We start from the raw sequence: 20,031 nt of genomic DNA, 5'->3' as shown, positions 1-20,031 counted from the left end.
CGAGCATCTGTGAAAATGTAAAAAGAATAAAAGAAACCATTGCGGAACATGCGCTAAAAGTTGGAAGAGACCCTCAAGAGATACTGATTGTGGCAGCTACAAAAACTTTTGGGGTAGATGCTATTAAAGAGGCCATTTCCTGCGGAATTACTGCTATTGGCGAAAATAGAGTGCAGGAGCTTATGGAGAAATATCCGCATCTTAAAGGGCAGGTAGATTTTCACTTTATAGGTCATCTTCAGACAAATAAGGTGAAGTACATTGTAGACAAGGTAAAGCTGATTCATTCGCTGGACAGAGAAAAACTGGCGGAAGAAATTGATAAAAGGGCGAAACAAAAGGGGATTATAATGGATTGTCTCATTGAGGTAAACATAGGAGGTGAAGATACTAAGTTTGGCGTTTCGCCGGAAGAGATGCATAACTTAGTGAAAAAATTGGAAAAATATGATAATATAAGGATAAAAGGACTTATGACGATTGCTCCTTATCTTCCTCCAGAAGAAGTGAGGCCATATTTTAAAAGGATGAGAGAACTTTTTGAGGATTTAAAAAGAATTAATCAGAGGAATGTAGAAGCTCAGTATCTCTCAATGGGGATGTCGAATGACTACTGGGTGGCAGTGGAAGAGGGAGCTAACATAGTCAGGATTGGCACCGCCATTTTTGGAGAAAGACGATAAAAGCGGAGGGGTTAAAATGTCTTCGAAGGTAATAGATAAGATAATGAGTTTTTTGGGAATTGAAGAAGAGGAGGAAATTCAAACTCCTCAGCCTGTGGTATCTTTCGACAGAAGACCTAAAGTGGTCAACATCCACACCAATCCTCAAATAAAGGTATTGATATCTAAGCCAGAGAAATTTGAACAGGTGCTTTCTATATGCAATGAACTTAAAAGCAAGAAGCCTGTGATTGTGGATTTGCAGAAAATGGATAAAAGTGAGGCTCAAAGGGTGGTAGACTTTTTGAGTGGAGCTGTTTATGCCCTTAACGGAGAAATTACTAAAATATCGGGCTATATATTTTTAGTGGCTCCAGAGAATTTTGATGTAACAGGCGATATAAAAGAAGAAGTTAATGCGCTCTACAATTTAAACTAGATAGTGAGGAGGATGAATTTTGCCTACAAACTACGTGATTTTAACAGCCTTAAACTACTTTTTTGAAGTGATAACATGGCTTATCCTCATAAGAGTCATCCTTTCTCTTCTGAGGATGGAGAACATGTCAAACCCGATCTCGCGGTTTGTAATTGTGACTACAGAACCGCTTTTAGAGCCTTTTAGAAGGCTTCAATTCATGTCATCTTTTGGAAGGAATTTGATGATAGATTTTTCTCCTGTCTTTGCTATTTTGGTCATTCAGTACGTGGTGAGACCTTTGGTTTTTCAGCTAGTATTGTGGCTGATGAGGTGAAAGATGGAAAAGGATTATGCGATAGCTCGCATGGAGGATGCTTTTAAGGGTTGTTTGAAATCAAAAAGGTTGCAGTATACCGACTTTTTGACGCTGTCTGAGCAGAAACAGTTTGAGAAACTTGCTTTAAAATACAAAAATGAAGGGCTTAAATATTTTTTAGAAGGAGGATATCCTTCTGCCGAAAGGAAAATTGGTGCTGTATACCCTGATTTTTTGGAATTTCAAAAAGAAGAGTTGCCTCTTAAAGCTTTGAGGATAGAAGGGAGAAGTAATTTTTCTCACAGAGATGTATTGGGCTCCATTCTGGGGCTTGGGGTGAAAAGAGGAAAGATTGGAGATATAATTGTTAATGAAAGCAAGTGTGATGTGATTTTAAAGGAAGAGATGAGGGATTTTTTGCTCTTTAATTTAACTAAAATAGGGAGAGAAAGTGTGGAAGTCCATGAAATTGAGCTTTCAGATGTGATGCAGCCGGAGATTAAATACAAGGACATTTTTTCTACTGTGGCATCGCTCAGGGTAGATAGCGTTGCCGCCTCTGGCTTTGGCATTTCGCGCACCAAAGCTTCAGAGCTCATAAAAAGCGGGCTTTTGCAGGTAAATTGGGAAGCTGTAGAAGACCCTTCATTTCACGTTGGGGAAGGGGATGTGATTTCTTTAAGGGGGTTTGGCAGGATAAAATTGCAAGAAATAAAGGGGAATACTAAAAAAGGTAGAATTTCTATACATATTTTGAGGTATCTGTGACAACTAAAGAGAAAGGAGGGATATTAATGCTGACCCCAATGGATATACATAATAAGGAGTTTAGGAGGTCTTTTCGCGGCTATAACGAAGAAGAGGTGGATGAGTTTCTGGACAAAGTAATGGAAGATTATGAAATGCTCTACAGAGAAAATGCTGAGCTTAAAGAGAGAATAAATATAATGAATGAAAAGCTTCAAAGTTATATAAATATGGAAACAACTTTGAACAATACTTTGATAGTGGCTCAGAATACGGCAGAAGAATTAAAGAGAAATGCGGAAAAAGAAGCACAACTTATCATACAAAATGCTCATCAGACTGCTGAAAAGATACTGGAGCAAGCCAATCAAGAAGTCGTAAAGATAAGAATGGAGCTTGAAAGGTATAGAAAGCAACTTAACATCTTTAAAGCGAAGTTTAAAGCGCTTTTAGAAGCTCAGTTGGAGGCAATACTTTCTATAGACGAGAAAGAATTACTGCCTGATGGGGAAGAGGTGGAGGATGTCACAGAAAATGCCCAGTAGGCTGGGAGTTGTAGGGATACTCGTTTACGACAGAGAAAAGGTGGCAGATAAAGTAAATCACATACTGAGTGAGTATGGCCATATCATTGTAGGGAGGATGGGGATACCCTATAGGGATAGAGGTGTATCTGTCATCGCACTTATTGTGGACGGTACAACTGATGAAATAGGGGCCATGACGGGGAAATTAGGGAGGCTTCCAGGGGTTAAGGTTAAATCAGCCCTCACTGCCTAGATTTTAATTGTATTGACTTAATGGAGGATGTGTTATATAATTTGAGTAAAAATAATATCGGGAAAAGCTATGAAGAGGACGAGTAGGTAGAAGCGGCTTTCAGAGAGTTGGCGGTTGGTGCGAGCCAATAAGTTCGTTTCTACTGAAAATCCCCTCGGAGCTGCAGGCTGAACTTGTAAGTAGGCTGGGCCGGATTTTCCGTTATCTAAAATGAGGGATTAAGGCAAAGCTTTGCTTTGTCTTAATAATTAGGGTGGTACCGCGAACTTCTCGTCCCTGACGAGAAGTTTTCTTTTTAGTAGGAAAAATCTTAAAGAGGAGGTAGCGAGAGTGGATTACAACAAGACTTTAAACCTGCCAAAAACGGATTTTCCAATGAAGGCAAACCTTCCAGTAAGAGAGCCAGAGATATTGAAAAAATGGGAAGAAATGGACATATATCGCAGAGTTTTAGAGAAAAACAAAGGAAAAGAGAAGTACATTTTGCACGATGGTCCGCCTTATGCCAATGGGGATATACACATAGGGACTGCCATGAACAAAGTTTTAAAGGACATAGTAGTGAAATATAAAACCATGAGAGGGTATGATTCTCCTTATGTGCCAGGGTGGGATACTCACGGACTTCCAATTGAGCAACAGGTGATAAAAATTTTGGGAGTAAAAAGGCATGAGATGAATCCTGTAGAGTTCAGAAAAGTGTGTAAAGACTTTGCTTTTTCTCAGATTGAAAGGCAGAGGCAGCAGTTTAAGAGATTGGGGGTAAGAGGGGATTGGGAAAAGCCCTACCTTACTCTTGACCCGGAATATGAGGCTAAGCAGATAGAAGTGTTTGGAGAAATGGCAAAAAGGGGCTATATATACAAAGGGTTAAAGCCTGTTTACTGGTGCCCGAGCTGTGAGACAGCTTTAGCAGAGGCAGAAATTGAGTATTTTGATGAGACTTCGGACTCTATATACGTAAAATTTAGGGTAAGGGATGACCTTGGTAAATTCAAAGGGATTGTTGGAGATTTGAGTAAAGTATACTTTGTGATTTGGACTACTACTACATGGACCATTCCTGCTAACTTGGCTATTGCTTTGAATCCCGAGTTTGACTATTCTCTTACAAAATTTGGAGATGAAGTGTATATCATAGCAAAGGACATGATAGAAGAGGTGAGAAAAGAGACGGGCTTGGGAGATTACGAGATACTGGCTACTTTTAAAGGCAAAGAACTGGAAGGAATGAAAGCAGTACATCCAATTTATAACAGAGATTCCATAGTTGTGCTTGGGGAACATGTGACTCTGGATGCGGGTACTGGATGCGTTCACACAGCTCCGGGCCATGGTGAAGAGGATTTCCTCGTAGGTCAAGAATATGGGCTTGAAGCTTTAAACCCCATAGATGAAAAGGGGTATTTCACAGATAAGGCGCCCGGATATGAGGGGCTTTATTACGCTGAGGCAAATAAGGTTATAAAGGAAGACCTGAGAAAGGCAAATGCGCTTTTGGCAGAGAAAAAGATCACCCACTCATATCCTCACTGCTGGAGGTGTAAAAGTCCTATACTCTTTAGAGCAACAGAGCAGTGGTTTGCTTCCGTAGAAGGCTTTAGAGAAGAAGCATTAAAGGCTATAAAGGAAGTTAACTGGTACCCTGCGTGGGGAGAAGAGCGCATCACAAACATGGTAAGGGATAGAAAAGACTGGTGCATATCTAGGCAGAGGGTATGGGGGGTTCCAATACCAATTTTCTACTGTGAAAATTGCGGCAAACCCTTGATAAACGATGAGACTATAAATGCAGTAAAGGAACTTTTTAGGCAAAAAGGTTCTGATGCTTGGTTTGAAATGTCAGCAGAGGAAATACTGCCTGAAGGGATAAAATGTGAATGCGGATCTACCAAGTTTAGGAAAGAGACAGACATAATGGACGTATGGTTTGATTCCGGTTCCAGCCATGCGGCCGTTTTAGAGACTCACCCTGACTTGAAATGGCCTGCAGAGCTCTATTTGGAGGGTTCTGACCAGCACAGAGGATGGTTCCAGTCTTCCCTTTTGACAGCTGTGGCAACGCGTGGCAAAGCTCCTTACAAGAATGTGCTAACTCACGGCTTTGTGGTGGACGGAGAAGGCCGAAAGATGTCTAAGTCATTGGGAAACGTAGTGGACCCCGCAGAAGTGATTCAAGAATACGGGGCTGACGTCTTGAGGCTTTGGGTGGTATCTGCCGATTACACTGCAGACATGAGGACTTCTCCTGAGATACTAAAGCAGATAGCAGAGGTGTACAGAAAAATCCGCAACACTGCTAGATTTTTGCTTGGAAATCTTTACGACTTTGACCCTGATAAAGACATGCTGCCTTACGAAGAGCTTTTAGAGATAGACAAATGGTCTTTATACAGGCTTAACAGGCTGGTCAAGCAGCTCACGGAGTCTTTTGATAAATACGAATTTTACGACTTTTTCCACCCTGTCCACAACTTCTGTGTTGTAGACATGAGTAGCTTATATTTGGATATTTTGAAAGACAGGCTGTACACTTACCCAGCTAAATCAAAGGAGAGAAAAGCTGCGCAGACGACTCTGTATATCATCCTGGACACTCTGGTAAAGCTTATGGCGCCGGTTCTCGCTTTTACCTCAGAGGAAATATGGTGGCACATGAAGCATGACAGAAATAACAACTTTGAAAGCGTGCAGTTGGCAGACTGGCCGCAGGTAAAAGAGGAGTATGACAACCCTTATATCATAGAAAAATGGGAAAAGCTCTTTGACATAAGAAAAGACATTTCAAAAGCTTTAGAGATAGCGAGAAGCGAAAAGAAAATAGGGCACTCTCTGGATGCCCAGGTGGATATTTATCCTTCTTCAGAGCTATACGAGTTCTTTAAAGGCTTTGAGGATTTGCAGTACGTATTTATAGTTTCAAAGGTGGTATTGCATGACCCACAGGAGGTTGCGCCAGAGAATGCTTATGTAAGCGAGGATTATGACCTTAAAATAACGGTTACCCGCGCGCCAGGTGAAAAATGCGAGCGCTGCTGGATGTACAGCGAGACAGTTGGAACTATAAAAGAACATCCTACTATCTGTGCAAGATGTGCTTCTCACATTGAGGAGCAGTTAAAGGTATAGAAAGGGGATTCCCCTTTCTATACTTATATTTTTGATAGGAGGGGAAAGAAGTGAATTTGTTAATTAAAAATGTAAACCTTCTTTCCATGGAGGAAGATAAGGTATTAGAGGGCGTGAATGTGTATGTCGAGGGAGATACTATAAAGCACATAGGAGAGTTGCTCCCTGATGTTAAAGTAGACGTAGTCATTGAGGGAAAAGATAAGCTTGCAATGCCGGGACTTATAAACGCTCATACACATCTAGGGATGTCTTTGTTTAGAAATTATGCAAATGATGTACCTCTTTTTGACTGGCTTACAAAGTACATATGGCCGCTTGAAGCAAGGCTTACTGCAGAGGATGTTTACTGGGGCTCCCTTCTTAGCATGATAGAGATGATTTACTCAGGTACTACTACTTACTGTGATATGTACTTTTTTATGGAGGAAGTAGCAAAAGCTACAGAAGAAATAGGCATAAGAGGCGTGATTTCCAGGGGAATTATAGAAGAACAGGATGCCAAAGTTAATGAAGAGAAGCTAAAGGATACGGAAAATTTGTATAACGCTTGGAATGGCAAGGCTGAGGGCAGAATCAAAGTGATGGTAGGACCTCACGCACCTTACACCTGTGGACCAACTTATTTGAAAGAAATTTTGGACCTTGCCAAGAGATTAGGTATGGGGATTCACATTCATGTGTCAGAGACAAAGAGGGAAGTAGAAGAAAGCCTTGAAAAGTACGGTAAAACCCCTGTACAGCATTTAAAGGATTTGGGAATTTTTGAAGTGCCTACTGTAGCTGCTCACTGTGTACACCTTACAGATGAAGATATTGAGGTATTAAAAGAGATGAAAGTCTCTCCTGTGTACAATCCCACCAGCAATTTAAAGCTGGCAAGTGGATTTGCTCCTGTAGAGAAAATGTTAAAAAAAGGGATAAATGTTGCTCTTGGAACTGACGGTCCTGCCAGCAACAACAATTTAAACATGTTTGAAGAGATTCATTTCGCGGCCACCATCAACAAAGCCTTAAATGAGGATGCTCTGTCTGTACCTGCTTTTGAAGCTTTAAAGATGGCCACAGTGAGTGGAGCAAGAGCGCTTTTATGGGAAAGAGAGATAGGCACTATTGAGGTTGGGAAAAAGGCAGATGTAATTCTCATAGACCTTAATAAACCTCATTTACATCCCAAGAACGACTTAATCTCTGCTTTAGCCTATTCTGTTCAGGGTTCAGATGTAGATACAGTTATAGTAAATGGCAAAGTGATAATGGAAAAAAGGGAGATAAAAACTGTGGACGTAGAGAGGGTTTACTACGAAGTGGAGAAAAGGGCTCAAAATTTGATAAGAGGAGAAATCAGTTGACAGCCCCTTTCTCTTGTGATATGATGGATTTAGTGGGAATATTCATACAAAAACGGGGTGAAAAACGTGCTTTTAAAATATGAGAGAGAACAAATAGTAGAGTACGGCAAAAAGCTCATAGATACAAATCTCACCAGAGGTACAGGGGGAAATTTAAGTGTTTATGACTATAAAAGTGGACTTATGGCTATAACTCCTTCGGGAATGGACTATTATGAATTAAAAGCTGAAGACATATTGGTGATGGATTTAGAGGGAAAAGTTGTAGAAGGGACAAAGGTTCCTTCTACTGAATACGAGATGCACAGGATTTTTTATGTAAGAAGAGATGACATAAAAGCAATCATACATACCCATCCTGTTTATACCACGACCCTGGCCTGCCTTAACTGGGACCTTCCCCCTATCCACTACCTCATAGCTTTAGCGGGGCCCGATGTAAAATGCGCAAAATATGCCACTTTTGGCACTAAAGAACTTGCCGAGAACGCTTTTGAGGCAATGAAAGGCAGAAAAGCTGTTTTGCTAGCTAATCACGGGCTTCTAGTTGGTGCTGAAGACCTTCCGAATGCCTTCAATATAAGTATACAGATCGAGTATGTAGCAGAACTTTACTATAGAGCAAAATCTATAGGCGAACCTGTGCTTTTATCTTCTGAAGAGATGGAGCTTATGATGGAGAAGTTTAAAACTTATGGGCAGGTAAGAAAATAAAAAATTTAAAAGGAAGTGAAAAAGTGAAAGCCCTTTATTTTGACGGAAAGCTTAAGCTAAAAGACCTTCCAAAGCCTGAAATAAAAGAAGGAGAATCGTTGATAAAGGTTTTACTGGCTTCTGTGTGTAACACTGATATAGAGATAATGAAAGGGTATAAAAATTTTAAAGGAGTACTTGGGCACGAATTCGTAGGAATTGTTGAAGATTCTTCTAATCCGCAATTGATTGGTAAAAGAGTGGTTGCGGATATCAACATAGCTTGTGGTGAGTGCGACCTGTGCAAGGAAGGGCTTTTCCATCACTGCAGAAATAGAAAGGTCTTGGGTATATTCGAAAAGGATGGAGCTTTTGCGGAGTATATTACGCTTCCTAATCGCAATCTTTTCATTGTGCCTGATAGCATTAAAGATGAAGAAGCTGTTTTTACTGAGCCTTTGGCGGCTGCCTTAGAAATTCTTGAGATGTATCATATAAAACCTACTGATAAAGTTGTAGTCATAGGTGATGGCAAACTTTCTCAGTTTATAACGCAGGTGGTAGCTCTTACAGGATGTGACCTTTATGTGGTCGGTAAACATGAGGAAAAACTTGAGCACCTCAAAAATAAAGCTAATACTCTTCTTTTGGAAGAAGTTGAAAGGCTTGAGACTAAAAGCGTGTTTGACGTCGCTATAGAATGTACTGGCAATGAGGACGGATTGAAACTTGCTCAGCAGCTGGTTAAACCTACTGGCACAGTTATTTTGAAGAGCACATACAATGCTTATGCTACTTTGAATCCCACTGATTGGGTGGTGAATGAGATAAAATTGATAGGTACAAGGTGCGGTCCTATGGCGTCTGCCTTGAGGCTTCTTGAAAAGAGGTTTGTCACTACTGATTACCTCATAAGCGGTTTTTATAAGTTAGAGCAGTATGAAGAGGCTTTTTCTCCAAAAAATACTTTTAAGGCAGTTTTTGACTTAAGAGGTTAGGAGGAGTTGGAATGAAGGAGATTAAGACAATGGAATTTAGAGATGGCGTGCTTTATCTGATAGACCAGAGGAAACTTCCCTTAAGTTATGAATTTTTTGAATGCAGAACTTATCAGGATGTAGACTTTGCTATAAAAGACATGGTAGTAAGGGGTGCTCCGGCGATAGGAGCAGCTGCAGCTTATGGCGTGGTACTCGCAGCTCAGCAGTTTATGAAAGAAGAGAAGGAAAATTTTTTAAAAAACATGGAAAATGCTCTAAATGTGCTTTCAAAGTCCAGGCCTACAGCTGTGAACCTCACCTGGGCTATTGGCAGGATGAGGGGTGTTTTAGAAAAGGTAAAGGATTTGAGTGTTTCAGATATATACGAGGCGTTAAAAGAAGAAGCCAATAAGATTTACTTTGAGGATTTAGAGACAAATAAAAAGATGGCTAAGATTGGAAATGAAGTGATAAAGCCAAACGCAGTCATACTGACTCACTGCAACACAGGAGCTTTGGCCACAGTTGGCTATGGCACAGCTTTAGGGGTCATAAGAGAAGCCCATTACAGCGGAAAGAATATTTTTGTATACGCTGATGAGACAAGGCCCAGGCTTCAGGGGGCGAAATTGACAGCTTGGGAACTTGTCCAAGAGGGAATACCGGCTAAATTAATTGCTGACAGTGTAGCTGCTACTCTCATAAGAGATGGAAAGATTGACATCATACTCGTGGGGGCAGACAGAATAGCCCTAAACGGAGATACTGCTAATAAAATCGGTACCTTCATGCTCTCTGTTGTGGCAAAAGTGTACAATGTTCCTTTTTATGTGGTGGCACCTACCAGCACCATCGATTTTAACATAGAGACTGGAGCCGAAATAGTCATAGAAGAAAGAAGTCCTGAAGAGGTAACACATATAAATGGTGTGAGAATTGCACCTGAAGGCATAGATGTGTACAACCCCGCTTTTGATGTTACGCCCCATGAAAATATCACTGGTATAATCACAGAAAAGGGCATAATAAGGCCGCCTTTTAGAGAGAACATATTGAAATTGAGGTGAGGGTTAGGACATGACGTTAAGCGATAAGGAAATAATTGTGAAAGATTTGACATTTCGCTACAAAGAGCAAAAGGACAGAAATGCTATAGAGGGGATTAACTTAGAAGTAGAGAAGGGTGAGTTTATTGTGATAATGGGTCCCAGCGGTGCAGGGAAGTCTACTCTGGCTCAATGTTTAAATGGCCTTATTCCGCATTTTACGAAGGGACACTACAGTGGAGAAGTTGTGGTAAGAGGTATAAAGGTGAAAGAGACGCCTGTCAGCAAAATGGCGAAAGAGATTGGGCTTGTTTTTCAGGATTTTGAGGCACAGCTTTTTTCTACTAATACAAAACTCGAAATAGCTTTTGGACCCGAAAATTTTGGAGTTCCTAGAGAAGAAATTGAGGAAATAATAAGGAGAGTTTTAAAAATTGTAAACCTAGAAGGGCTAGAGGACAGACCTCCTTCTACCTTATCAGGTGGGCAAAAGCAAAGGCTCGCGATAGGGTCAGTTCTAGCTTGTATGCCCAGCATACTTTGTATGGATGAGCCCACTACTGATTTAGACCCTATAGGTAAAATTGGAGTTTTTAATATAGCAAAACAGCTTCATGAAGAAAAAGAGTTAACCCTCATAATAATAGAGCACGAGACAGAAGAAGCTTTAAATGCGGACAGGATAATTTTGATGGAAAAAGGTAAGATAATAAAAGATGGCAAACCAAGAGAAGTTTTAAAAGAAGTAGATTTGATGGAAAAAATAGGGTTAATGCCGTTGCAGATTCCTAAGTATTTTTCACAGGTTTCTAATCTTGAAAAAGCAGACCTTCCTCTAACTTATGAGGAAGGGGTGCAGAAGTTTAAAGAGTTGGGGCTTCAAATTGATGAAGGTAAATATCAAGAAATTCTAAGAAGAGAAGATGAGAGAGAAAAAAGCTATGGAGATGTAATCATACAAGCTAAAGATGTAGAATATGTCTATTCCAATGGTACGAAAGCTTTGGATGGAATCAATCTGGAGATTAGAGAAGGGGAATTCATAGCTCTTTTAGGACACAATGGGAGTGGAAAAACTACTCTAGCAAAGCATTTTAATTGTCTTTTAAAACCCACAAGAGGCAGTGTTATTGTATATGGAAAAGATACTAAAAATTCAAATGTGTATGAAATAGGAAATTATGTGGGATACGCTTTTCAAAATCCGGACCATCAGATTTTTGCAGATACTGTGTACGATGAAATTGCTTTTGGACCCCGCATGAGAGGCTGTACTGAAGAGGAAGTTAAAGAGAGAGTAGCAGAAGCTTTAAAGGCAGTGGACATGGAGGGGTTTGAAAAAGAAGATCCTTTTGCTCTGTCTAAAGGAGAGAGGCAGAGGATTGCTGTTGCCTCCATTTTAGCAGCAAGACCTAAAGTTATCATATTAGATGAACCTACTACTGGTTTGGACTACAAAGAGCAAAAGAGGATGATGGAACTTGTAAAAAGGCTTAACGAAAGCGGACATACTATAATAATGATAACCCACACCATGTGGATTGTCGCAGAGTATGCTCACAAAGTAGCAGTTATGAGGGATGGAAAAATTGAAATGTACGGAAAAGTAAGGGATGTGTTCAAGGAGGAAGAAAGGCTTTTAGAGCTTTCTCTGAAGCCCCCTTCAATAGTGAGTTTGAGCAACAGGCTTGGTAAGACATTCCTTTCTGTAGAAGAAATGGTCAGCTGTACAAAGAGGTGAAAGCTTTATGGAGATGTTTCTTTACATGGATAAAGATAGTATTTTACATAAATTAGACCCTAGGACAAAAATATTTATCATGTTAATAAGCTTTGCAATAGCTTTAATGTTTAGCTCTTTATCTTTGCTCCTTATCCTTTCTTTTCTGGTCATATTATATGGAGCTTTAGGGAAAGTTCTCAGCAATTTAAAAAGGATACGAGTAATTTTGATAATGATTGCCATAATGTCAGTTATACTTTGGGCTTTAACTTATCCGGGGACTACAAGGCTTTGGGGGCCTGTTACGAAAGAAGGAATTATATATGGAATCGCTATAGGAATAAAATTTGATGTAATGATAATAGCAGGCATGATATTTTTAAGCTCCACAAAAATTGAAGAAATATCTTTAGGTTTAGTAAAACTTGGCATACCTTATAGACCTGCTTTTGCGTTTTCTACTGCTGTGAGATTAGTTCCTATGATAGTTTCTACCAGTTACATAATAACGCAAGCACAAAAATCAAGAGGATTGGACCTGGATACAGGAAACATTTTACAAAGAATAAAAAAATACATTCCTCTTTTAATACCTGTTCTTATCTCTGTAATCAGGCAGGCAAATATATTGGCTATGGCTTTAGAGTCGAAAGGATTTGGATACAGTGATAAAAGGACAAGCTATCTAGAAATAAAATTTGAAGTTAGGGATTATGCCTTTTTGGCAGTAGCTCTATTGATTTTGATTGTCGCAGTGTATTTTAAATTTAAATACAGGCTGTAGGAGGCGAAATTTTTATGGAGAAAGCTATCATAGGTGGTACGGGAGTGTATGACGTAGCAGAGAAAGTAGTTCAAAAAAAGGTTGAAACGAAATACGGAACAGTAGAGGTGGACGTGGTTACAGTAGAAGGAGAAGATATAGTTTTTTTAGCACGCCATGGGAAAGAGCATGGTGTTCCCCCGCATTTGGTGAACTATAGAGCAAATATAATGGCTTTAAAGCAGCTTGGAGTGAAGTACATATATGCTACGGCTGCTGTCGGTTCTTTAAACGAAAATTACCCTCCTGGAAGCGTAGTTATTCTAAAAGATTTTATAGATTTCACAAAATCCAGGCCCTTGACTTTTTTTGAGGGAGAAGATGAGATAGTAAGGCATGTAGACATGAGTGATCCTTATTGTGTAAATTTGAGAGGAAAATTTATAGAAGCGGCAAAAAAGGAGGGGCTTACTGTAAAAGGAGAAGCTGTATATGTATGTACGGAAGGGCCCAGATTTGAGACAGCTTCTGAGATAAAGGCTTATAAGATGCTGGGAGCTGATGTAGTAGGTATGACAAATGTTCCTGAGGTAGTCTTAGCTAAAGAATTGGGAATGTGCTATGCAGCCGTCGGTATAATCACAAACTGGGCTACAGGCCTTATAGCGGCAAGTTCAGGTCCAGTGAGTCTTAGAGAGATTACAAGTGCAATAGAGATAAACAAGGAAAAGGTGATAAGAACCTTTATAAGGGTATTTACTGAAGAAACCTTAGACCAGGAGCACTGCAACTGTGCCAATTCAGTAATTGAATTATAAAATTACAGGGAAGAGGGGGGATTAAGCCAAAGAGTATTCTTTTTATAATTCTCTAAAATTAAAATTTTGAAAAAGGGGGAAATGGGTGTGAAGGAAGTTTTAAGTATGTGGAGGCACACCAAGATGGTGGTACTGGTAGCTTTGAGCGCAGGAATTTATGCAGCTGTGCTAATACCTTTTAAAGGCCTTGTGTTAATTCCAGGAATAACGGAAATAAGACCTGCCAACACTTTACCTCCTGTCTTGGGCCTTCTCTTTGGTCCAGCAGGAGCTTGGGGCTCAGCCATCGGCAATCTTATAGGAGACTTTTTTGGTACTTTGGGTATTGGCAGTATTTTTGGTTTTATAGGTAATTTCATGCAGGCTTACATACCTTACAGGCTATGGAGAAATTTGGGGCTTTTAAAGGCAGATGACTTAGAACCCAATCTAAATTCTGGAAGAAAAATCTTTGCTTATACTGTAGTTGCTCTTTTAGGTTCTTTTGCCTGTGCCCTTACCATAGGCTGGGGACTGGATTTGCTTAAAATGGTTCCCTTTGCAGCTTTAGCTTCTATAATAGCTGTAAATAACTCCATACCCTCAATAGTACTGGGGATTCCTCTTCTCATGATACTTTATCCCAGAGTTAAAAAATGGAATTTACTCTGGACAGATATAATGGAAGAAGATGAAATATCAAAGCCTGACGCAAAAGCAAGGATCGCTGCTCTCATAACATCACTAGCAATATTGGTTGGCCTTTTTGGAGGATTGATGGCAGCAGTGGCTGGAGGACAATCACTTTTTGCAGCAGGTTTTGCGGGAGGAAAAGCAGGACTTGCCAGTGTGGGCTTTATAGCAGGTTTTTCAACTATCATCTTTATACTGGCGAGTCTTCTATAATGATACCAGCAGGGTGTACCTAAAAAGGTACGCCCTGTAAGTTTTAACAAAGGAGTGAGGGGTGTGAAAAAAGAGTTTAGATTTGATACAAAGGCGATTCACGGCGAAGAGCTTAAGAAAAATCCTGAAAACGCATTGAATCCCCCTATTTTTCAAACCACTACTTTTGTCTTTGAAGATTTGGACCATGTTGAGAAGGTAATGTCTTTTGAGTCTCAAGACTATGTTTACACACGCGGCAACAATCCCACCCTGAGGCTGTTTGAAAACAGAATGGCAGAGCTGGAGTACGGGAAGGGAGCTGTAGCATTTTCATCGGGAATGGCGGCAATAAGTTCTGTGCTCTTTTCTCTTTTAAGGCCTAATGACAAAGTTTTAGCAAACAAAACTCTGTACGGCTCAAGCTACAACGTGATAACTAACCTTTTGCCCAAATACGGGGTTAAATATAAACTCATAGACATGACAAGTTTAGAAGAGTTAAAAGAGAATTTAGATGATACCGTGAAGGTGATTTACTTTGAAACTCCCTCCAATCCTGATTTGTCAATAATAGACATAGAAGAAGTGAGTAAGATAGCCTATCAAAGAGGTATAAAAGTAGTGGTAGACAACACTTTTGCCACACCTTGTTTTCAAAATCCTCTTCTTTTGGGAGCCGATGTGGTAGTACATAGTGCTACTAAGTATATATGCGGGCATGGGGATGCGCTAGGAGGAGTTGCTATTTCAAAAGATGAAGCCTATATTCACTATTTAAAATTCGACTACATGTGCGAGTTTGGAGGGATTATGAGCCCTTTTAACGCTTGGCTTATGTTAAGGGGTATAAAGACTTTAGGGCTCAGGATGAGGCAGCATGAGAAGAATGCCATGGAGGTCGCAAAATTTTTGAGTAGGCATCCCAAAGTGAAAAATGTTTTGTACCCTGGTCTTGAATCCTTTAAAGGACATGGAATTGCAAAAAAGCAGATGAGAGGATTTGGAGCTATAATAAGTTTTGAGATAGAGGGTGGAAGGAAAGAATTAGAAGAATTCATAAAAGGGTTGAAACTTTGCCAGCTGGCGGTGAGTCTGGGGGACGCAGAGACATTGGTGGAAGTTCCTTCTATTATGACCCACAGAGGATATCCAAAGGAAAAACTAGAAGATTTTGGATTTAAAGAAAATACCGTGAGGATTTCAGTAGGGCTTGAAGATTACAACGACATAATAGAGGATTTAGAAGATGCCTTGAAGAGAATTTAACACTCAAGAGGTGATTTTATGCCAATTGTCAATTTGAGCTTACAGGTATTGCCTTTAGTCCCAGAAGAGAAAGTGTATCCAATTGTGGATAAAGTGATAAAATATATAAAAAGCACTGGCGTGAATTTTATGGTGGGACCCATGGAAACTACTATGGAAGGAGAGCTAGATATCCTTCTTGATATTGTAAAAAAAGCTCAAAAGATATGCGAAGAGGAAGGTGCGAATAGGGTCATCTCCATTATAAAGCTTGATTACAGGTCTTCAGGAGTAACTATGGAAGAAAAAATAAAAAACTATATTGACAAATGATTTAACACGTTATAAAATTAAAACAAAATAATTTCTGATGAAACCCTATGACCGGGAAGAGTAGATACCGGCGTTTAGTCAAAGCGAGCTCGGGAGGGTGGGAGCCGAGTACTGTAGCCGGTATTGAATGGGCCCGCGAGGGGAACTGCGAAATCAAAGTAGCAGTCTCCGGTGAGCCTACCGTTAAAAAGGCAGGGTATCGAGAGCAATCTCCGTACCCGAAAGAGTGGTCCTGTGTTAAAAAGGTGGCACAAGCATTTCATCCTTTTGGTGAAATGCTTTTTTTGTAAATACAGGACAAATTGGGTGGCACCGCGGTCACTCCGCCCCAATGGGCGGAGTGACTTTTTTAATTTTCAGGAGGTGATAGAGTGGTAAATATTTCTAAAGAAGATTTTTATGCCTATAAAAAAATGGGATACACTTTCCCAGTATATGAGGAAATAAATGGTGATGAAATCACGCCAATAAACATTTTTTATAGTCTTTCTGGTAAACACAAATTTTTATTGGAAAGTGCAAATGGAGGGAGTCACTGGGGTAGATATTCTTTTATAGGAAAGGACCCTTATTTGTCAGTTTTAAGCTATGGAAGGGATATAAAAATTATCACAACAGAAGAAGAATCGAATAAAAGAGGTTTAGCACTGGAAGAGGTAAAAAACTTTCTGCAGATTAATTATAACCCATTAGGGCTTAACATTCCTTTTACAGGAGGTGCGGTAGGCTATGTATCTTATGATGCGATAAGGCTTTATGAAAAATTGCCAGAAAAAAATCCTGATGAAATAAATATACCGGATGTATACTTCATGTTTTACAAGAGTTTCATCTGCTATGACCATTTTAAGCATGAAGTCTACATTGTCTACAATGTATTTGCTAATGAGGATACCGAGTATGAGGAAGTTTTGCAAAAGATTAATGAGCTTTTAAATGAGATAAAGTCAAATAAAATAGAGTTTCACGACCTTTCGCTTCAAGAAGAAAAAGTGATAACTTACAACTTCACAAAAGAAGAGTTTTGTCAAATTGTTGAAAGAGCCAAAAAATACATTGAAAAAGGAGACATATTTCAAGTGGTGTTATCCCAGAGGCTAAAGGCAAAGACAAATTCAGATCCTTTTGAGATTTACAGGAGGTTGCGTTCAAAGAATCCATCTCCCTATCTTTTCTATATCGACTTTGGCGATTTTCAGCTTCTGGGTTCTTCTCCTGAAAGCCTTGTGAGAGTCTTTCAGGACAAAGTGACCACAAATCCTATAGCAGGCACAAGACGAAGGGGAAAAGATGAAAAAGAGGATTTAAAAAACAAAGAAGAACTTTTGAAGGATGAAAAAGAAAGGGCAGAGCATGTGATGTTGGTTGACTTAGGGAGAAACGACATAGGAAAGGTCAGTGAATTTGGAAGTGTTAAAGTGGAGCGCTTTATGGAGGTGGATTTTTACTCTCATGTAATGCACATTGTATCAACTGTTTCTGGAAAATTAAAAAAAGGATTTACCGCTTTTGATGCCCTTATAGCTTGTCTTCCTGCAGGCACAGTTTCTGGAGCGCCAAAGATAAGAGCGATGGAAATAATAGAGGAATTAGAAAATGTAAAAAGGTCCTTTTACGCAGGGGCTGTTGGCTATTTTTCCTATAACGGCAATATGGATATGTGCATAGCAATAAGGACTATTCTCATAAAAGAAAATACTGCTTATCTTCAAGCAGGAGCAGGTATTGTGTATGACTCAATTCCTGAGATGGAATACTATGAAATTTTAAATAAAGTGATGGTACTTAAGGAGGTTCTTTGATGGTTTTGATTATAGATAATTACGACTCTTTTACCTATAATCTCTATCAATACGTAGGAGAAATGAAAGAGGAGGTCATGGTGGTGAGAAATGATGAAATAACAGTGGAAGAGGTTGCAAAACTAAATCCTAATAAAATTATATTATCGCCAGGACCAGGAAGACCGGAAAATGCAGGAATATGCGTCGAATTGATTAAAAATTTGGGTCAAAAAGTTCCAATGTTAGGGATATGTCTTGGACATCAGGCTATTGGATACGCGTACGGAGCGAAAATTGTAAAAGCAGATAGGATAATGCATGGAAAAATTTCTCTTATCTTTCACAATGGCAGAGGAATATTTAAAAATATAAAAAATCCAATTGAAGGAATGAGATACCATTCGCTGGTTATTGATAGAAATACTTTACCTGAAGAGTTGGAAATAACAGCTCAGACGGAGGAAGGGGTGATTATGGGGGTAAGGCATAGAAAATACCCTGTGTATGGTTTACAGTTTCATCCAGAGTCTATTTTGACAGAACAAGGAAAGGAGATATTGAGAAATTTTTTGGAGGTGTTTTAAATGTTGCAGGAGGCGATTAAAAAAATTGTATTAAAAGAAAATCTTGATGAAAAAGAAGCTTACGAAGTTATGGGAGAAATTATGAGTGGGAATGGCACTCCTTCTTTAATAGGAGGTCTATTGATAGGGCTTAGATTAAAAGGGGAAAGTGTGGAAGAGATAACAGGTTTTGCAAAAGCCATGAGGGACAATGCAGTAAAACTGCAATTGGATGCTGACTACGTCATTGATACCTGTGGTACAGGTGGGGACGGGGGAAAGACTTTTAATATTTCCACTGCTGTAGCTATAATTGCCTCTGCTGCGGGTGTAAAAGTTGCAAAACATGGCAACAGAGCTGTTTCGAGCAAGAGCGGCAGTGCTGATGTTTTGAGGGAATTGGGATTTAATATAGAAGCTGAACCCATGTATACAAAGAAAATGATAGAGGAAAAAGGAATGGGATTTCTCTTTGCACCTTTATACCATAGGGCGATGAAGAACGTACTTCCAATAAGAAAAGAATTGGGAACGAGGACAGTTTTTAACTTGCTGGGGCCTTTGACAAATCCTGCACCTATAAAAGGACAGGTATTAGGGGTGTATGATAGAAATCTAACTCATCCGATAGCGGAAGTGCTTCTTAAGCTTGGAATAGAAAGAGCGATGGTAGTGCACGGATTTGATGGGCTTGATGAAATAACTACTACGGCTCCAACCTATGTTAGTGAAGTAAAAGAAGGAGAAATCTTTGATTACGTAATAGACCCTTTAGACTTTGATATTCCTTATTCCAAGCCTGAAGACCTGAAAGGAGAAGGACCGAGGGAGAATGCAGAAATAATTATTGACATATTAAAAGGTCAAAAAGGACCTCGAAGAGATATAGTGGTTTTAAACACCGCAGCGGCTTTATACGTGGGCAAGTTGGTTGAAAACTTAAAAGAAGGTGTTGAACTTGCGGAAAGGCTTCTTAATAGCGGTTTGGCTTATGAGAAGTTTTTGGAGATTTTAGACTACCAGAGGAGGAATATTTCATGATTCTAGAGGAAATTGTGAATTTTAAAAAAGAAGAAGTGAGGAAGAAAAAAGAGTTAAAGTCTTACAACGAATTGCTAAATGTCAGCGCAGTATACAGAGGAGATTTTAAAAATTCTCTGAACAAAGGAAAGGTGGCAATTATAGGGGAGATAAAGAGAGCTTCTCCTTCCAAAGGGATTATAAGAGAAGAATTTGACCTTGTAGAAATTGCAAAGACCTACGAAAAGGCAGAAGTTGATGCCATATCTGTCTTGACAGAGAAAAGATTTTTTAAAGGCGAAGATGGCTACATTCCTCAGATAAAGAAGTTAACCACAAAGCCTGTTTTGAGGAAAGACTTTGTAATAGATGAGTATCAGATTTACGAGTCAAAATTTCTAGGGGCAGATGCAGTCTTATTGATTGTGGCTATTTTGGAAGATAAGCTTAAGGGTTTTTGCGATATAGCAAAACAAATTGGGCTTGATGTGCTTGTCGAGGTTCACGAGGAGGAAGAACTTGAGACTGCGCTAAAGGCAGGATGCGATATCATAGGGATAAATAATAGGGACTTGAAGACTTTTAAAGTTGACATAAAAACAACGGAAAGACTTATAAAAAACATTCCTAAAGATAAGATAGTAGTATCTGAAAGTGGCATAAAAACTCCAGAGGATGTATTGTATTTATCTTCCCTTGGGGTTAAGGCGGTTTTGATAGGTGAAAGCTTCATGAAAATGGATGAGGGAGGAATAAAGGAGTTTGTGAAAAAAGTGAGGGGAGGATAAA

The 20,031-nt window shown here is 39.5% G+C and carries 21 protein-coding genes and 2 other annotated features; all 21 genes read left to right on the top strand.

The genetic code is table 11. The features are described from left to right. Positions 1 to 5: 5 nt before the first annotated feature. The 21 genes from EV203_RS09545 (at position 6) to trpC (ending at position 20,030) form a co-directional block, all read left to right on the top strand. A complete protein-coding gene (locus tag EV203_RS09545) occupies positions 6 to 683 on the top strand; it encodes a YggS family pyridoxal phosphate-dependent enzyme (RefSeq protein ID WP_132040287.1) in 678 nt (225 codons plus the stop codon). Between the two features lie 16 nt (positions 684 to 699). Then, the gene (locus tag EV203_RS09540; protein WP_132040285.1) at positions 700 to 1,101 is read left to right on the top strand and encodes a cell division protein SepF; all 402 of its coding nucleotides are present in this window, start codon (positions 700 to 702) and stop codon (positions 1,099 to 1,101) included. A gap of 19 nt (positions 1,102 to 1,120) precedes the next feature. After that, positions 1,121 to 1,417 (top strand): YggT family protein, encoded by a 297-nt coding sequence (locus EV203_RS09535; protein ID WP_132040283.1) that lies wholly within the window; start codon positions 1,121 to 1,123, stop codon positions 1,415 to 1,417. Positions 1,418 to 1,420: 3 nt separating this feature from the next. Next, positions 1,421 to 2,167, top strand: a complete 747-nt coding sequence (locus EV203_RS09530; protein WP_132040281.1) for a YlmH family RNA-binding protein — start codon at positions 1,421 to 1,423, stop codon at positions 2,165 to 2,167. A gap of 26 nt (positions 2,168 to 2,193) precedes the next feature. After that, complete coding sequence (locus EV203_RS09525; protein WP_011025831.1) at positions 2,194 to 2,691, top strand: DivIVA domain-containing protein; 498 nt, start codon at positions 2,194 to 2,196, stop codon at positions 2,689 to 2,691. Continuing rightward, positions 2,681 to 2,926 (top strand): TM1266 family iron-only hydrogenase system putative regulator, encoded by a 246-nt coding sequence (locus tag EV203_RS09520; protein ID WP_031313946.1) that lies wholly within the window; start codon positions 2,681 to 2,683, stop codon positions 2,924 to 2,926. The genes EV203_RS09525 and EV203_RS09520 overlap by 11 nt, the downstream gene beginning before the upstream one ends. 60 nt (positions 2,927 to 2,986) lie before the next feature. After that, positions 2,987 to 3,207, top strand: a binding site (T-box leader). Positions 3,208 to 3,256: 49 nt separating this feature from the next. Continuing rightward, the gene (ileS, locus tag EV203_RS09515) at positions 3,257 to 6,055 is read left to right on the top strand and encodes an isoleucine--tRNA ligase (protein ID WP_132040279.1); all 2,799 of its coding nucleotides are present in this window, start codon (positions 3,257 to 3,259) and stop codon (positions 6,053 to 6,055) included. Between the two features lie 50 nt (positions 6,056 to 6,105). Then, positions 6,106 to 7,407: an amidohydrolase gene (locus EV203_RS09510; protein ID WP_132040278.1), complete on the top strand. Its 1,302-nt coding sequence runs from the start codon at positions 6,106 to 6,108 to the stop codon at positions 7,405 to 7,407. Positions 7,408 to 7,473: 66 nt separating this feature from the next. Beyond that, positions 7,474 to 8,121, top strand: a complete 648-nt coding sequence (locus EV203_RS09505) for an L-fuculose-phosphate aldolase (protein ID WP_132040276.1) — start codon at positions 7,474 to 7,476, stop codon at positions 8,119 to 8,121. 23 nt (positions 8,122 to 8,144) lie between these two features. Beyond that, on the top strand, positions 8,145 to 9,098 hold the full coding sequence (locus EV203_RS09500; protein ID WP_132040274.1) for an MDR/zinc-dependent alcohol dehydrogenase-like family protein: 954 nt from the start codon (positions 8,145 to 8,147) through the stop codon (positions 9,096 to 9,098). Between the two features lie 11 nt (positions 9,099 to 9,109). Beyond that, positions 9,110 to 10,147, top strand: coding sequence for an S-methyl-5-thioribose-1-phosphate isomerase (mtnA, locus tag EV203_RS09495; protein ID WP_011025825.1), 1,038 nt, complete (start codon positions 9,110 to 9,112; stop codon positions 10,145 to 10,147). A 10-nt stretch (positions 10,148 to 10,157) separates the two neighbouring features. Next, positions 10,158 to 11,867 carry an ABC transporter ATP-binding protein gene (locus tag EV203_RS09490; protein WP_132040272.1) on the top strand — a complete coding sequence of 570 codons (1,710 nt, stop codon included), beginning with the start codon at positions 10,158 to 10,160 and terminating at the stop codon, positions 11,865 to 11,867. A 7-nt stretch (positions 11,868 to 11,874) separates the two neighbouring features. Beyond that, on the top strand, positions 11,875 to 12,633 hold the full coding sequence (locus EV203_RS09485) for an energy-coupling factor transporter transmembrane component T family protein (RefSeq protein ID WP_132040270.1): 759 nt from the start codon (positions 11,875 to 11,877) through the stop codon (positions 12,631 to 12,633). A 14-nt stretch (positions 12,634 to 12,647) separates the two neighbouring features. Next, the gene (locus EV203_RS09480) at positions 12,648 to 13,430 is read left to right on the top strand and encodes an S-methyl-5'-thioinosine phosphorylase (RefSeq protein ID WP_022587337.1); all 783 of its coding nucleotides are present in this window, start codon (positions 12,648 to 12,650) and stop codon (positions 13,428 to 13,430) included. A gap of 81 nt (positions 13,431 to 13,511) precedes the next feature. After that, positions 13,512 to 14,315: a QueT transporter family protein gene (locus tag EV203_RS09475; protein WP_243700652.1), complete on the top strand. Its 804-nt coding sequence runs from the start codon at positions 13,512 to 13,514 to the stop codon at positions 14,313 to 14,315. A 54-nt stretch (positions 14,316 to 14,369) separates the two neighbouring features. After that, positions 14,370 to 15,563 (top strand): trans-sulfuration enzyme family protein, encoded by a 1,194-nt coding sequence (locus EV203_RS09470; RefSeq protein ID WP_207910880.1) that lies wholly within the window; start codon positions 14,370 to 14,372, stop codon positions 15,561 to 15,563. Positions 15,564 to 15,581: 18 nt separating this feature from the next. Next, positions 15,582 to 15,875, top strand: coding sequence for a thiamine-binding protein (locus tag EV203_RS09465; protein ID WP_011025821.1), 294 nt, complete (start codon positions 15,582 to 15,584; stop codon positions 15,873 to 15,875). A 38-nt stretch (positions 15,876 to 15,913) separates the two neighbouring features. Continuing rightward, positions 15,914 to 16,209: a binding site (T-box leader), on the top strand. A 37-nt stretch (positions 16,210 to 16,246) separates the two neighbouring features. After that, a complete protein-coding gene (trpE, locus tag EV203_RS09455; protein WP_132040264.1) occupies positions 16,247 to 17,677 on the top strand; it encodes an anthranilate synthase component I in 1,431 nt (476 codons plus the stop codon). Next, a complete protein-coding gene (locus EV203_RS09450) occupies positions 17,677 to 18,243 on the top strand; it encodes an anthranilate synthase component II (RefSeq protein WP_132040262.1) in 567 nt (188 codons plus the stop codon). The genes trpE and EV203_RS09450 overlap by 1 nt, the downstream gene beginning before the upstream one ends. Further along, complete coding sequence (gene trpD, locus EV203_RS09445; protein WP_043883896.1) at positions 18,244 to 19,263, top strand: anthranilate phosphoribosyltransferase; 1,020 nt, start codon at positions 18,244 to 18,246, stop codon at positions 19,261 to 19,263. Then, positions 19,260 to 20,030 (top strand): indole-3-glycerol phosphate synthase TrpC, encoded by a 771-nt coding sequence (gene trpC / locus EV203_RS09440; RefSeq protein WP_132040260.1) that lies wholly within the window; start codon positions 19,260 to 19,262, stop codon positions 20,028 to 20,030. Before trpD ends, trpC begins: the two co-directional genes overlap by 4 nt. Position 20,031 lies beyond the last annotated feature (1 nt).

Source organism: Caldanaerobacter subterraneus (assembly GCF_004345675.1).
Lineage (GTDB): Bacteria > Bacillota > Thermoanaerobacteria > Thermoanaerobacterales > Thermoanaerobacteraceae > Thermoanaerobacter > Thermoanaerobacter subterraneus.
Note: the sequence above shows the minus strand (reverse complement) of the source record. Positions and strands in the feature narration are given on the sequence as shown.